Genomic DNA, 14,180 nt, shown 5'->3' on the forward strand with positions numbered 1-14,180 from the left:
GCCCATCAGTGTCGGTGCTCCGAAAGCATGGTTACCCGCCGTTTGTGACCATCGGCCAGGACGCTAGTTCATTGGCACGGCGAGTCTCCCGGAGACGCTGATGTCGTCTCTGTCGGCGTGGCCGATGCCGCCAAGGCCAATGGTGAGCCCAATGTCAGCGCCGCCCGGCATGCTGGCATCCATGCTGGCTTTGAGGCGAGCCTCAGCAGTTTCAAACCGGAGGTTCGAGCCGAATTCGGCGATCCCTTCGAGCCTAAGTCCCAGGTCGACGACAATTTCGCCCGGCGCCACGAAGCGATAGGAGACGGCCGGGCCGATCGCGATTTGACCGACGCCCGTCGCAATCGAGGGAATGGCAATGCCCAACGCGTCACGATAGGCGTCGCTTGTCTCGCTGAAATACCCCAGGCTGGCCCGCGGCGAAAACGTCCAGGGCCCCGAGGTCCATTGCCCCTCGAGGGCGGCACTCAACAGCCAGCGTGTCGCTCCGAAGCTGTCTTCATAGCTCCCGAGCGGATTGATGCGGTTGGTGGAGTGCCCGAAGCCGGCCAGCAGGTCGAGATAGAGGTGTTCGTGCAACCGCATGGTCGCATAGGGGCCTGCGATCCAGCCCGACCCGGCGGCAGCGCCAGGCAGTCCGGCTTCGCCTTGCGTCATGTGATCCAGTTGGACAAAGCCGCCGATGAGCAGGTCGGGGGTGACGAGGTAATCCACTCCGATGCTGCCCAGCAAGAGCTGGCCATCCCTGGCGGCATCTATGCGCGCGAATGTTCCTTCCATCCATATGTCGAGCGGATTGGGGCTCTGATTGCCGGTCGCACCCTCAATTGCGTTGAGGCTTATGGAGGACCGAAGTGCATTTCCGCCGGCAATCGCTGGCAGGTAATTCATGAGGGTCGAACCGACGTTTCCCCCTGGCACAATGCCATTCAGCCGGTCGATGCGGCGCTGCGTGCGCGGCTGGTTGGCTAGGATCATCGACGCCCGCGTTTCGAGGAAGTCTTTAATGAGCGCCGTGGTTTCGTCGCGAGAGCTGACGAAGGTGAAGACGCAGGTCAAGCTTTCGCTGGGGTCGATCACGATGTCCGCAGCGCGCGTGGCGATATCCCCACCGCTGTCATTGTCGTCGCAATCGATGCCCGTGAGCGCTGTACCGGTGCCGCTGAGGTCGTCGGCGGTAATCCGGAAGGTGCCGGCGGGCAACTCGATCGAGGGGCTGCGGCCGATGCCGCCAGTTGTTCCGACCGTAAGCGCATTCAACAGAGGCTCCGACGACGTGAAACCGAACGTGCCATCCCCATTGGAGCGCACTGCGGCGATGAACCTGCCGGTGGCACCCACGGTCACGCTGTAGGTCTGGGTTGCGGAAAACGGACCGACGCCCCCCGAGCTATCAGTAGCCGTGACCGAAAAATTGAAGATCCCGGAAGCGCTCGGCATCCCGGAGAGTGTTCCGGACGAGGACAGGCTCAATCCGGGAGGAAGACTACCCGCGGAGACGGCGAAAGCATAGGGCGCTGCACCGCCGCTGGCCGTCAAGGTCTGGGAGTAAAATGAGCCCGAATTGGCCGTCGGCAGGCTCGCGGGTTCGATGACGATGGTGGGCTCGACCACCGTCAGGGGAAAATACGCTGCTACTGCGAACGGCGACCCGGATCCGGTCGTCGAATCTCGGGCAAGGATGGTGACGAAGAACGACCCGGTCGCCGTCGGGGTGCCGGAAATCGCTCCGGCGGAAAAGGTCAGACCCGGCGGCAGAGCCCCCGCAATGACGGAATAGGTATAGGGCGCAGTGCCGCCACCGGCGACCACTGTTTGTGAATAAGGCTGGCCTGCTGTGGCTGGGGGCAGACTGGCCGGCTGCAGGGTAAAATTGGGGATGTAGATGTCGAGGCTATGGGTCTGCGTGCCCATATGGGGCCCCGTTCCGCCGCTCGCATCCGTGGCCGTGACGCTGAAGGAAAATGAGCCGGTCTCAGTTGGCGTGCCAGAGAGGAGGCCGGAGGAGGAAAGCGTCATGCCGGCCGGGAGCGAGCCTGTGACGGCATAGGTATAGGGAGCGGTTCCGCCGCTGGCGACAATCGTTGCGGAATAGGGTCCTCCGGCCCGCCCATTCGGGAGGCTTATCGGCGAGAGCGTGATCGCGGGCGGGGCGACGATTAGGCTATAAGCTTGGGAGCCGGCGATGGGAGTGCCCGGGCTGGAATCCTGAGCAGAAACGGTGAAGTTGAAAGTGCCGTCCTCCTGGGCCGTCCCGGAGATCGATCCATCTGCCCCGAGCGAGAGCCCGGCGGGTAGGGCGCCCGAGGCAAGGCTGAATGTATAGGGGGCAGAACCGCCGGTCGCCGAGATCGTTTCTGCATAGGCTTGCCCGACCGTTGGATTGGCCAAGGATGGCGAGAGGGTCAGGCTGGGTGGGGCAATCACCAGCGTATAAGGAATTGATGCCGAGTAAGGACCATCACCGGTCGTCGAATCCGTGATGATTGCCGAGAACGCATAGGAGCCTGGGGACGAAGGTGTTCCCGACAGCAATCCGGTCGGCCCCATGATGATGCCAGGCGGTAAGGTGCCGGAGACTGAAAAGCTGTAGGGTGCGGTGCCGCCAAAGGCCGAAAGGCTCTGCGAATAGGCCGAGCCCACGGTGCCACCCGTGAGGCTGCCAGGGGAAGCGGAAATGGTCGGTGGCCTAACGCTCAGCGTGTAGCCCCGCGTGTCCGAGGCGCCCACAGAGTCGTCGGCAAATATGCTGAAACTGAAGATTCCGCTCTCGGTTGGCGTCCCGGCGAGCATGTCGTTGGCAAAGGTCATTCCCGCCGGGAGGGGGCCGGCAAGAGAGATCTGGTAGGGCGCGGTTCCGCCCAGGATGAAAAATGACTGAGAATAGGGGGCGCCAACGGTGGCATCGGGGAGGCTGGAGGGCGCAAGCGTGATCTGTGCCCAGGCGGGGGAGACCAGGAGCAATGCGGCAAAGAATAGGTTGGCAAGACGGACAAGGACGCCTCGCGCGAGGGCAATATTGCCGCCGGCCAACCGCCAAAATCCAGAAGGCACTGCCCGCTCGCCCGATTTCTGGTGGCCCGATGCCTCGGCTTTTGCCCTTGAGTTTGTTGAGGTCGTCAATCGCTTGCCTGATCTGGTAACGGCGATGAGGGCCTGTGTCTCCCTGGTTGATTGTTCTGGCCGGAAGGCTAAAGTGCAGCCACCCCAAACTTTGCCTGTTTTATCGATGAGCTTATGCCTGTAAGCGGCACCTCGGATGGCATGGACGCTATGGCGCTTATGACCGATGGTCGCTTTCGGCAGGTCGTGGTCCAATACTGCGAGACGATGATCGAGCCTGCACCCGCAGGTTGGCCATTGCGCAAGCTGCTCAATCAACTAGAGCGGTATTACTCGGCCTATATGCTGATTGGGCAGTATTATGGGTGGCGAAACCATGGCGCCCCGGTGCCGAACCTGTCCCGGCTTCAGGCCATATCCGGGCAAAGCCCCCGACAGACCGCCAGCTTTTGTGCAACGCTGGAGGCGCGCAATCTTGTCTTCAGCGACACTCTGGCGATCGACAAGCGACAGAAAATTCTCCGGCCCGCCGATAGCCTGATCCGTGAGGTGGGCCGGTCATGCGCCGCATTTTTGAAGGCCTATGATGCCATCGCGGGAAGCGATTTGGCGCCGCCGATTGAGCGAGATGCTGGCCTATTGGGTGAGATGATCCACCTCTCGGCGACCCGCGTGCGCGGGTCTGGGTCAGTGATCGCCCTGTATCCGAGGGTCCTGGCGCTGTCCGGATACGACTGTGGGTATCCGACGCTGGCAGCCCTGATCCTGGCGCAGTACCGACGCCGATCAGGCAAAGAGATGTTTTCGCTGACACACAGCGCTTTGGCGGAACGCTTCCAGGTTTCGGAGTCGCATATTGGCAACGTGCTTGGCCACATGCGACAGGCTGGCGCGTTGATGCCACCGCGCGGACCCGACGACGCTGTCGTCGCAGAAGAGCTTGTTGACGAGTTTGAGCGGTGGTGCGCCGCGGAGATGGCGCACTATGCCGATCTGGCCCGCGAGACCTCGGTTTGGTAGCTTGGTTCTAATAGCCTGCTGGCAGGCCGTAGCTCTTCTCGATGTGGTTCAGCACCACAAAAGCCGCGAGCTGTCCGCGGAAGCAATTGACGGTGCACCACTTCATCACGTGCGTTGATCCTGCGAGAGCAGGTGATTGCTGCGAAAGTCGGGGTCTCTGCCCGTGTAAGGGACGGCGACTGAAAGGGTTGAGAGATAGGATCGGATGACCAAGCGGCTCAACCAGTTCCGGCCGCAAGTTCTCAAATCGGGTTCGGCCTCAAGCTCTTAGGTCGTCGTCCATGGCTTAAACCCGTGTTGCCTCGGTGCTGCCGGAAAAACGAAAGGCCGAGCACATGGCCCGGCCTTTTGATCGTAACCCCTTGATCGAACAAGAGGATTTTTGGAGCGGGCGATGGGATTCGAACCCACGACCCTAACCTTGGCAAGGTTATGCTCTACCCCTGAGCTACACCCGCGCTCCGTTTGTTGCCGTGCTGCCTTGGCAGTCCGGCGACGCGGGCCTATATGCCCAATCACTTGTCCGATTGCAACCCACAATTTGGCTGTAGTGTCATCTTAGCGTCGCTCTGTGGATTGAGGGGCTTGTCACATCACCGTTCGCGGGCGCAAGAAGAGCCTCGAACTATCCGATATTGCCTAGCTGCAAGGGCCTTTCATCCCATGTCTACCTCGTTCAATGGCGTTGCCTCCACTCCCCAGGCCGGTATTGCTGCCGGTGCCCTGATAAAGGACTCGACCGATCAGGCGTTCAAGGCCGATGTGATCGACGCCTCACTCGAGCAACCCGTGCTGGTCGACTTCTGGGCCCCCTGGTGCGGCCCGTGCCGCCAGCTGACCCCGGCGCTCGAAAAGGTCGTCAATGAGAAGGCCGGTGCGATTCGCCTCATCAAGATCAACATCGACGAAAATCCGCAGATTGCCGGTCAGCTCGGCATCCAGTCCATTCCGGCCGTCTTCGCCTTTTCCGGCGGTCGTCCGGTCGATGGCTTCATGGGCGCCATGCCCGAAGGGGAAGTGCGCCGCTTTGCCGACAAGGTGATTGCCGGCGCCCCGGTCCCCCAGCCCGCCGAAGGCTCGATCGAAGCCCAGATCGCCGAGGCCGTTGCCGGCGCCGAGGAAGCGCTTGCGGTCGGCGATCTCAGCCGTGCCGCCCAGATCTTCGGCATGGTGCTGCAGCATCAGCCCGATCACGTCGTATCGCTGCTGGGTCTCACCAAGGCCTATCTGGCCGCCGGCGAAACCGAGCAGGCCGCCAATACGCTTGAACTGGTGCCCGAGGCCGAACGCAAGGGCGAAGCCTATACCGCCCTCGCCAATTCCATACGCCTGCTCGCCGAGGCTGCTGGTCTCAGCGAGACTGCGGCGCTAGAAGCCGCTATTGCCGCCAATCCCGATGATCATCAGGCCCGCTATGACCTGGCTTTGGCCTTCAATGCCGAAGGCAAGAAGGTGGAAGCCGCCGAGGCGCTGGTCGCCATCTTCAAGCGCGACCGCACCTGGAATGAGGACGGCGCGCGCAAGAAGCTGCTCGAATTCTTCGACGCCTGGGGTCCGCGCGACCCGGCGACCAACAAGGGCCGGCGCATGCTGTCGGCGGCCCTGTTCTCCTGATCGGCAGGTCTCATGGTCAAGCGCCCCACGGCCCCCGCCGAGCTGCCGAAATCGGTTCCGATCTTCCCATTGTCGGGCGCGCTGCTGCTGCCCTTCTCGCACCGTCCGCTCAATATCTTTGAGCCGCGCTATATCGAGATGGTCGATGCAGCCCTGCGCGGTGACCGGCTGATCGGACTGATCCAGCCCGAGGATACGTCCGAGGAAAGCCCGCGCGGCCGGTCTCCCCTACAGGCCATCGGCTGCCTGGGGCGCCTTACCCATTTTGAGGAAAGTGGGGAAGGGCGCTACTTCATCATTCTCGAAGGCGTCACCCGCTTCCGCCTTGTGCACGAGCTGACGGTGATGACCTCCTATCGTCAGGGCGTCATCACCGCCGACGAATTCTCCCATGATTTCACCCGCGATTTCGGCGAGGAGGCGGTCGATCGCGCCCGCTTCGTCAAGATGATGCGCGACTATGCCGAATTCGCCAGCATCGAGCTGAACTGGGAAGAGATCGAGCGCACCGGCACCGCCGACCTGGTCAATTTCTGCTGCATGGTCGGCCCTTATGGCCCCGCCGAAAAGCAGGTGCTGCTCGAAGCGCAGACCCTTGAACAGCGCGCCGAAACGCTGATCGCCATGACCGAGTATGAAATGGCGCGCGGCGGCGGCGCGGCGCCGCTCAATTGATGCCGACGCCCGCGCTCGACCCGCGCCACGTCTTCGACGTGAAGACGCTCGAAATGCTGGTCTGCCCGCTGACCAAGACCCGGCTGACCCTCTCGGCCGACCACGGCGAACTGATCTCGATGGCAGCCCGGCTGGCTTTCCCCATCGTCAAGGGCGTGCCCTTGCTGAGCCTTGATGAAGCGCGCAGCGTCGATCCCGATGAGTTGCGGCTGCTGGCCCGGGCCGAGCAGCCGCCCCATCATTAGCTCAGGCCGCGGCGGGAAAGCGCAGGACGGCCTCGACTTCGTCGTCATAGACCTCGCCGGTGAGAACAAAGCCCAACCCGGCATAGAACCGCTCCGGGCTGGCTTCGCCCTGGCCGCAGCTGGTGAACAGCTCGCCAAATCCCCTGGCCCGCAGCTCACGGACCACCAGGCCAATAGCGGCCTTGCCATAGCCGCGGCCCTGATGTGGACCGGCAATCATCAGCCGCCACAGGAACGCGCCGGGGCAATCGATGGTGTCGTAGTCCGATCCGATATGCAGCATGACGAAGCCGACAGGCACATCATCGGCGTAAATGGCCCGGAACCAGGCATTCTCCGAGAAATGCGCTTCGGCAATCGATGTGCCATTGTCGGCAACCTTGTTACGCTGCGCCTCACTCAGAGTGTCGCTCAGCGCGCAAATGGCGTTCACGGTCCATGCGGTAACGCGCCTGAGGCTGACCTCCGCGTCGGGTGAAACAGTGTGATCGCTCATCGCGGTCCCATTGATCTTGGGATGAGATCGGCGCTCCAGCCGATCGCGGTTCCAGGTTCGTCCGCCAACGAATGCAGCGCATACTGCGCCGCTCACATCGTGCAGCAAGGCGGACCGCGTCAAGCGGCTAGCCAGCGGATTTTCGAAAAATACGTATAATAGTCAGCAGTTTAGGGTGATCTTGCTGGCTAAGACCGGTCCGCCGGCGGGCTGTATTCGTAGCGGTCGAGAATTTGCTCGCGATAGAATCGGCCCTGCGATTCGGCCGCGCACAGGCTGTCGAACACATCCTCGGGCACGTCACGATAGCCATAAGGTCCGCTGGATTCGCGAAACCACAGATAGAGCACGCGTGCATCCGCGTCGTATTCGGCTCGCCGGATCGCCTTTGAGTCGAAATAGACCATGGTCAGAGCGGCAATCCGCTCAGCAGCTTTGGACCGCTGCCTGAAACGCCGGAGGCGGTGCGGATCAGCGCAGCCTTGATCGGGCCGGCGCGGTCCACCAGGCCCAGTCCGAAATCGCGCAGCGCCCGCACCGGTGCCACGTCGTTGGAAAACAGGCGATTGAGCCCGTCGGTCATCGCGGCCATACTCGACGTATCGAGCCGCCGCCAGCTTTGATAGCGCGCCAGTACGTCGTCGCTGCCATGATCCAGCCCCAACCTGGTGGCGTCGACCACCGCTTCGGCTAGCGCCGCCACATCCTTGAGACCCAGATTGAGACCCTGGCCGGCAATGGGATGCACCACGTGAGCGGCGTCGCCGACCAGTGCCAGGCGCGGCGCAACGAAATCACGCGCGATCTGTAGCTTGAGCGGAAAGCCCATCAGCTTGTCTTCAACCGTCACCGAGCCCAGGGTCGAGCCCATCACCGCTTCGATTTCGGCGGCCAGCGCGGTGTTGTCGAGGGCCAGAAAACGTGGCGCGTCTTCGCTGCGCTCGGTCCAGACCAGCGACGAGCGGTTGCCGGGCAGCGGTAGGCTGGCAAAGGGCCCGGCGGGCCGGAAATGCTCGTAGGCGACCCCGTCATGCGGCAGTTCATGCGCGATGGTCGTCACCAGCCCGGTCTGGCCATAGTCATGGGCGATGATGCCAATGCCCGCCATGCCGCGCAGGGCCGATTGCCCCCCATCGGCAGCGACCACCAGCGGCGCGCTCAGGATGCGGCCATCGGCCAGCACCAGCCGGCCGGCATCGCCATCGGCGATAAAGCCGGTGATTTCGGTCGGTGCAATGACCGAAATGGCGTCCTTAACCGCATCGAGCAGCACCTGCCCGCTGACCCGGTTGGGCACCATATGGGCAAAGGCCTCGCCGGGGGCCACGTCGCCATCGAAGGTCAGGAAGGTCGGCCGGGAAATGTCGCCCTTCCCCGAATCGGTGATGCGCATGGCGGTGATCGCCTGGGCCTCGGCCTGCATCTGCGGCCACACGCCCAGGGCCTCGAACACCCGGCGCACCCCAGCGGCGATGGCCGAGGCGCGATTATCGCGCGGCACAGTCAGCGGCCGGCGATCGACAAGGCCCACCTTGATGCCGCGCGCCGACTGGATCAGCGCCAGCGCCAGCGTCAGGCCCACCGGCCCGCCACCCACGATCAGCACGTCATGATGTTCGGCCTTGGTCATCGCGGGTCTCCTTCACCGCCATTGTGCGCCTGGCGCGGTTTGGTGCAAGCGCGCCGAACGTCGCGGATACGTGCTGCATTTGTGTGCAGCGCCTTTCGGATTTGCTCACGAATTGGGCAGACTGCCTCGCTTCCACTTGGTCCGCCGGACGAGAATTCAATAAAGCTTTGAATTTGTAGACATTTTTGTGACGCGCCCAAGTTGGCACGGCGCTTGAGTCTAGTTGGGCATTCCAGACCAGCGACAAGTCGCAAAGGGGCTCACATGAAACTGGTGATCGCAATTATCAAGCCATCACGCCTCGAAGAGGTTCGCCAAGCGCTCAACTCGCTCGACGTTCACGGTATGACCGTGACCGAGGTGAAGGGCTATGGCCGCCAGAAGGGGCATTCCGAGATTTATCGCGGCACAGAATATGCCGTGCACTTCCTGCCCAAGCTCAAGGTCGAGATCGCCGTCGATGACGCGCTCGCCGATGCCGTGAGCACGGCCATCCGCGACAGCGCCCAGACGGGCCGCATCGGCGATGGCAAGATCTTCGTGCTCGATTTGCTCGCCGTCACCCGCATCCGCACCGGCGAAACCGGCGCGGCGGCTCTCTAAGCGTCATCGGGAGAAACAAAAATGAAGACATCAAAAGTTCTGGGGAGCGCCGCACTCGCCTCCCTGTTGATGGCCCTGCCGGCCTTTGCCCAGGAAGCCGCCGCTCCGGTTGCGGAAGCCGTAGCCGAAGTCGTGCCTGTGGTCGACAAAGGTGACGTCGCCTGGATGATGGTTTGCACCATGGTCGTCATCGTCATGACCGTGCCGGGCCTCGCCCTGTTCTACGGCGGTCTGGTTCGCGCCAAGAACATCCTTTCCGTGCTGACACAGGTGTTTCTCGGCTTCTCGATGATCGCCATCCTGTGGGTCGCCTATGGCTACTCGCTGGCCTTTGCCGGCCCGACCGAAGGTGGTCTCTCGGCGTTCATCGGCGATTTCTCCAAGTTCTTCCTCTCCGGTGTCACGCTCGAATCGACTGCCTCCACCTTCTCGGCCGGCTTCCAGCTGCCCGAAATGGTCTTTGTGGTGTTCCAGCTGACCTTCGCCTGCATCACCTCGACCCTCATCGTCGGCGGTATTGCCGAACGCATGAAGTTCGGCGCGCTGATGGCGTTCTTGGCCATCTGGTTCACCTTCTCCTACCTGCCAATCGCCCATATGGTCTGGGCCGGTCCGGGTCTGCTGTTTGGCATGGGCGCCTATGACTTCGCGGGCGGTACCGTGGTTCACATCAATTCCGGTGTGGCCGCCCTCGTCGCAGCCATCGTGCTTGGCCCGCGCCTGAGCTACATGAAGGAAGCCATCGCGCCCCATAACCTGGTCTGGACCTATGTCGGTGCCGGTCTGCTGTGGTTTGGCTGGTTCGGCTTCAATGCCGGCTCCAATCTCGAAGCCAACGCGCTGACCGCCGTCGCCCTGATCAACACCGTCCTGGCGCCTGCCGCTGGTGCGCTGGCCTGGGCCCTGGGCGAAAAGATCACCCGTGGCCATGCTTCGGCTCTGGGTGCGGTCTCGGGCGCCGTTGCCGGTCTCGTGGCCATCACTCCGGCTGCCGGCTTTGCCGGTGTCGGCGGCGCCATCGTGCTCGGCGCGGTTGCCGGCGTGGTCTGCCTCTGGGCCGTCGTCAACCTCAAGCCGCTGCTCAAGTATGACGACAGCCTCGACGTCTTCGGCATCCACGGTGTCGGCGGCATTGTCGGTGCCCTGGGCACGGCCATCGTCGCCTCTCCCGGCCTTGGCGGCTATCCGCTCGGTGTTGCCGAAGAGTACTCGATCGCTGGCCAGTTCATGATCCAGCTTACCGCGGTCGGTATCGCCGTGGTCTGGTCTGCCGTGGTTGCCCTGGTCGCCATGCTCATCGTCAAGGCCATCTTCGGCGGCGCCCGCGTCACCGAATCGAGCGAAAGCGACGGCCTCGATCTCTCGAGCCACGGCGAACGCGCCTACAACTAAGCCTGCCTCGATGCCCCAGTCGTCTCCCTCCCCTTGTGGGGAGGGATCAGATGGGGGGTGTCGCGGGTTCAACGAGTATCGAGTGTGGAGGATCGTTAGGCACCCCCACCCTCATTCCCTCCCCACAAGGGGGAGGGAGGCAGATCGGGGGCTCGCCATCGGTCTGGACCAACAGATTGATCGTGGCGTGCGGCTCGTGTCCCTCTTGGCCCGCCACAGAGGCTTCCCACTCGCAAAACTGCACGGGCCGCACACCACGATCAATTTTCCCAGGCGTTGGCCTCCTCTCCGGCGCATGGCAAGCTGGCCCACCCTCACCGGTGGGCCTTTTTCTTTGGGTCGCGCGTATGCGTCACTGATCCATCCCACCCACCGGCGCTTTCCCTCGGACTTGATCCGAGGGTCTTCCGCCGCTTTGTGCCGCGCTGAGAGTAGCCCTCGGGTCAATCCCGAGGGAAACGCGGGTGAGTGAGGAGCTACCGTGCCAAACCGCCCATGGTTAGCCTTGGGTTAACCCGACCTCGCTAGCATGACGGCAATTGGGCCCGGTCTCAGCCGGGCAGTATTGAGTTCGCCCATGCCCAGCTCTCCTTCGCCCGTGCTCGACGAAATCCGCTCCGTACCGCAACGCGGTACGCGCAGCTCGACCAAGCCGCTGCCGGCCCCGCCGCCGGCCCTGGCCATCCGCATCCCGGTGCGTCTGGCCGGGCTGATCCTGCTCGGTTTCGTGGCGATTTGCCTGGTGGCGCTGGCGTCCTGGTCGGTCGACGATCCAAGTTTTTCCTACGCCACATCAAAGTCGCCGGCCAATTGGCTGGGTTTCCCCGGTGCCGTAATTGCCGATACGCTGTTCCAGGTTTTCGGGCTTGCGGCGCTGGTCCTGCTGGTGCCGCCGGCGCTTTGGGGTTGGGCCTTTGCCCGCCGCCGCATGCCGACCCATATGGGCCTGCGCCTGCTCGGCTGGGTCGGGGGCACGCTGCTCGGCGCCGGCGTTCTCGCCTTTGTCGCCATGCCGGCAAGCTGGCCGCTGCCGACCGGCCTCGGCGGCCTCGTCGGCTCCGCCTTCACTGCGCTTGCCACCATCGTCACCGGCAGCCAGCCGCAGCCGGTAACGGCAGCGCTCTTTGCCATCATCATTTCCGTTCCGGCGCTAACCCTGTTCTGGATCGCCATGGGCCTGGGTAGTGCCGTGCCGACCGGTCCGAAGAAAGCCGCTCCTGCGGCTGCTGGCCGCAAGGGTGCCGCCACGGCTCCGATCGAGGAAGACGAGCCAGAGACCAACCCCATCGTCGACATTGCCTTGGGTGCCATGGTCCATATGGGCTATTCGCTGCGCACCGCCTTCCGCCGTGCCCGCGCCAGCCATGCCGAGCGCCGGGCCGCAGATGCCGCGACCTGGCGCGATGACGAGGTCGAGCCGAGCCTTGATGGCCGCGAACCGACGGTCGATCGCCGCGAGCCCGCAATGGCGCCGAGCCCGCGCCGCATCCATGCGCCGGTCGAAGCTGGCTTCGGCCGCGAGCCGGCCTTCCAGCCCGAGCCGGAAATGTCGCCGCGCATCAATGCGCGCCCGAGCTACGACGATACCGAGCTCGATTACCCCGACGAAGCCGAGGACGATCTGCCTTTCGTGCCCGACGCGCCGTCGACGCCGGCCGTAGTCAATCACCGCCAGCAGGGCGATTCGCGCTTCCATCCGGTCGATCCGGCCAAGCCGCGCGTTACCGCCCCGGCGCCGCGTCCGGCTCAGGGCCAGCGCGTGCTGCGCGAAGCCCAGGCCTCGTTCCTCGATGAACCCGGCGGGTTCGAGCTGCCACCGCTGAGCCTGCTTTCAGAACCCAAGCATCTGGGCCCTTCGCCCGAGCATGCGCCCGAGCGGCTGGAAGCAATGGCGCGCCGCCTCGAGGAAGTGCTGAGCGATTTCGGCGTCAAGGGCGACATCATCAATGTCCGCCCCGGCCCGGTCGTGACCCTGTTCGAACTGGAGCCGGCCCCCGGCATCAAATCGAGCCGCGTTATTTCGCTGGCCGACGACATCGCCCGTTCGATGAGTGCGATTTCCGCCCGCGTCGCCGTGGTGCCCGGCCGCAATGCCATCGGCATCGAGCTGCCCAACCAGAACCGCGAGACCGTCTATTTCCGCGAAATGCTGGCCAGTTCCGATTTCGAGAAGATGAAGGGCAAGCTGCCCATCTGTCTCGGCAAGACCATTGGCGGCGAGCCCGTTATCGCCGATCTGGCCCGCATGCCCCATCTGCTCATCGCCGGCACCACCGGCTCGGGCAAGTCGGTCGGTATCAACACCTTCATCCTCAGCCTGCTCTACCAGATGACGCCTGAGCAGTGCCGCATGATCATGATCGATCCCAAGATGCTTGAACTCAGCATCTATGATGGCATCCCCCATCTGCTGACCCCGGTTGTCACCGATCCCAACAAGGCGGTCGTGGCGCTCAAATGGGCCGTGCGCGAGATGGAAGATCGCTATCGCAAGATGAGCAAGATCGGCGTCCGCAACATCGATGGCTTCAATCAGCGCGTCAACGAATCCAAGGCCGAGGGACGCGTCATCACCCGGACGGTGCAGACCGGCTTCGACCGCGAAACCGGCGAGGCGATCTTCGAGAGCGAGGAATTCGATCTCGAGCCATTGCCCTATATCGTCGTCATCGTCGACGAAATGGCCGACCTGATGATGGTGGCCGGCAAGGACATCGAAGGCGCCATCCAGCGCCTGGCGCAGATGGCTCGCGCTGCCGGCATCCACATCATCACCGCCACGCAGCGCCCGTCCGTCGACGTCATCACCGGCACGATCAAGGCCAACTTCCCCACGCGTATCTCGTTCATGGTCACGTCCAAGATCGATTCGCGCACCATTTTGGGCGAGCAGGGCGCCGAGCAGCTGCTGGGCAATGGTGACATGCTCTATATGGCTTCCGGCGGCCGCACCAAGCGCCTGCACGGCCCCTTCGTGGCCGACAGCGAAGTCGAGGCCGTGGTCAACCACCTCAAGAGCCAGGGCGCGCCCGACTACCTCGATTCCATAACCGAGGAAGACGAGGACGGCGGCAGCTTCGGCGAGGAGAGCTTTGGCGAGACCTCCAATGGCGGCTCTGGCGACGAGCTTTACGACAAGGCCGTCCATATCGTGCTGTCCGACAAGAAGGCCTCCACCTCCTATGTGCAGCGCCGTCTCGGCGTCGGCTACAACAAGGCGGCGACGCTGATCGAGCGGATGGAAAAGGAAGGCGTCATCAGCCAGGCCAACCATGCCGGCAAGCGCGAGATTCTGGTCGGCAACAACGCCGACGGGTATTAGCCGGGTATACGATCCCATTGACGAAGCCCCGGCCTGGCGCCGGGGCTTTTTCGTTGCGCCGGCCGGCGCGTCCATCCCCTCCTGGCCTCCCCTTGCAGAAGGGGAGGGACCGATCTCGTC

11 protein-coding genes and 1 tRNA gene are annotated in these 14,180 nt (G+C 63.5%); 7 read left to right on the forward strand and 5 right to left on the reverse strand.

Going from position 1 to position 14,180, the window contains the following annotated elements; genetic code table 11:
- Positions 1-63: 63 nt before the first annotated feature.
- Positions 64-3,318, reverse strand: coding sequence for an autotransporter outer membrane beta-barrel domain-containing protein (locus MF606_RS00305; protein WP_240231438.1), 3,255 nt, complete (start codon positions 3,316-3,318; stop codon positions 64-66).
- Between MF606_RS00305 and MF606_RS00310 the strand changes: the two genes are divergently transcribed.
- Positions 3,283-4,083, forward strand: coding sequence for a hypothetical protein (locus tag MF606_RS00310; RefSeq protein ID WP_240231439.1), 801 nt, complete (start codon positions 3,283-3,285; stop codon positions 4,081-4,083). The two genes, MF606_RS00305 and MF606_RS00310, sit on opposite strands and share 36 nt — an antisense overlap.
- A 383-nt stretch (positions 4,084-4,466) precedes the next feature.
- Here MF606_RS00310 and MF606_RS00315 read toward each other — a convergent pair.
- A tRNA-Gly gene (locus MF606_RS00315) sits at positions 4,467-4,541 on the reverse strand.
- 205 nt (positions 4,542-4,746) lie between these two features.
- Between MF606_RS00315 and MF606_RS00320 the strand changes: the two genes are divergently transcribed.
- Genes MF606_RS00320 through MF606_RS00330 form a run of 3 tightly spaced genes read left to right on the forward strand, consistent with a single transcriptional unit; the run spans position 4,747 to position 6,617 of the window.
- Positions 4,747-5,697: a thioredoxin family protein gene (locus MF606_RS00320; RefSeq protein ID WP_240231440.1), complete on the forward strand. Its 951-nt coding sequence runs from the start codon at positions 4,747-4,749 to the stop codon at positions 5,695-5,697.
- Positions 5,698-5,709: 12 nt separating this feature from the next.
- A complete protein-coding gene (locus MF606_RS00325) occupies positions 5,710-6,372 on the forward strand; it encodes an LON peptidase substrate-binding domain-containing protein (protein ID WP_240231441.1) in 663 nt (220 codons plus the stop codon).
- Entirely contained in the window at positions 6,372-6,617 is a 246-nt protein-coding gene (locus MF606_RS00330) for a Trm112 family protein (protein ID WP_240233913.1), read from the forward strand. Before MF606_RS00325 ends, MF606_RS00330 begins: the two co-directional genes overlap by 1 nt.
- A 1-nt stretch (position 6,618) precedes the next feature.
- Here MF606_RS00330 and MF606_RS00335 read toward each other — a convergent pair whose 3' ends face one another.
- The 3 genes from MF606_RS00335 to MF606_RS00345 form a co-directional block, all read right to left on the reverse strand.
- The gene (locus MF606_RS00335) at positions 6,619-7,113 is read right to left on the reverse strand and encodes a GNAT family N-acetyltransferase (protein WP_240231442.1); all 495 of its coding nucleotides are present in this window, start codon (positions 7,111-7,113) and stop codon (positions 6,619-6,621) included.
- 188 nt (positions 7,114-7,301) lie between these two features.
- Positions 7,302-7,520: a KTSC domain-containing protein gene (locus MF606_RS00340; protein ID WP_240231443.1), complete on the reverse strand. Its 219-nt coding sequence runs from the start codon at positions 7,518-7,520 to the stop codon at positions 7,302-7,304.
- 2 nt (positions 7,521-7,522) lie between these two features.
- Entirely contained in the window at positions 7,523-8,743 is a 1,221-nt protein-coding gene (locus MF606_RS00345; RefSeq protein ID WP_240231444.1) for an FAD-dependent monooxygenase, read from the reverse strand.
- Between the two features lie 264 nt (positions 8,744-9,007).
- Between MF606_RS00345 and MF606_RS00350 the strand changes: the two genes are divergently transcribed.
- From MF606_RS00350 to MF606_RS00360, 3 genes are all read left to right on the forward strand, one after another.
- Positions 9,008-9,346 carry a P-II family nitrogen regulator gene (locus MF606_RS00350; RefSeq protein ID WP_046134535.1) on the forward strand — a complete coding sequence of 113 codons (339 nt, stop codon included), beginning with the start codon at positions 9,008-9,010 and terminating at the stop codon, positions 9,344-9,346.
- Between the two features lie 21 nt (positions 9,347-9,367).
- Positions 9,368-10,738 (forward strand): ammonium transporter, encoded by a 1,371-nt coding sequence (locus tag MF606_RS00355; protein WP_240231445.1) that lies wholly within the window; start codon positions 9,368-9,370, stop codon positions 10,736-10,738.
- Between the two features lie 577 nt (positions 10,739-11,315).
- Positions 11,316-14,060: a DNA translocase FtsK gene (locus MF606_RS00360; protein ID WP_240231446.1), complete on the forward strand. Its 2,745-nt coding sequence runs from the start codon at positions 11,316-11,318 to the stop codon at positions 14,058-14,060.
- The last annotated feature ends 120 nt before the right edge of the window (positions 14,061-14,180 follow it).

The organism is Devosia lacusdianchii, assembly GCF_022429625.1.
In the GTDB taxonomy this organism is placed as follows: Bacteria; Pseudomonadota; Alphaproteobacteria; order Rhizobiales; family Devosiaceae; genus Devosia; species Devosia lacusdianchii.

Bases quoted from the DNA above. Each gene is read 5' to 3' on its own strand.
- MF606_RS00320 (WP_240231440.1), top strand. From the start codon at position 4,747: ATGTCTACCTCGTTCAATGGCGTTGCCTCCACTCCCCAGGCCGGTATT.
- MF606_RS00335 (WP_240231442.1), bottom strand. From the start codon at position 7,113: ATGAGCGATCACACTGTTTCACCCGACGCGGAGGTCAGCCTCAGGCGC.
- MF606_RS00310 (WP_240231439.1), top strand. From the start codon at position 3,283: ATGACCGATGGTCGCTTTCGGCAGGTCGTGGTCCAATACTGCGAGACG.
- MF606_RS00330 (WP_240233913.1), top strand. From the start codon at position 6,372: ATGCCGACGCCCGCGCTCGACCCGCGCCACGTCTTCGACGTGAAGACG.
- MF606_RS00340 (WP_240231443.1), bottom strand. From the start codon at position 7,520: ATGGTCTATTTCGACTCAAAGGCGATCCGGCGAGCCGAATACGACGCG.
- MF606_RS00345 (WP_240231444.1), bottom strand. From the start codon at position 8,743: ATGACCAAGGCCGAACATCATGACGTGCTGATCGTGGGTGGCGGGCCG.
- MF606_RS00360 (WP_240231446.1), top strand. From the start codon at position 11,316: ATGCCCAGCTCTCCTTCGCCCGTGCTCGACGAAATCCGCTCCGTACCG.
- MF606_RS00325 (WP_240231441.1), top strand. From the start codon at position 5,710: ATGGTCAAGCGCCCCACGGCCCCCGCCGAGCTGCCGAAATCGGTTCCG.
- MF606_RS00350 (WP_046134535.1), top strand. From the start codon at position 9,008: ATGAAACTGGTGATCGCAATTATCAAGCCATCACGCCTCGAAGAGGTT.
- MF606_RS00355 (WP_240231445.1), top strand. From the start codon at position 9,368: ATGAAGACATCAAAAGTTCTGGGGAGCGCCGCACTCGCCTCCCTGTTG.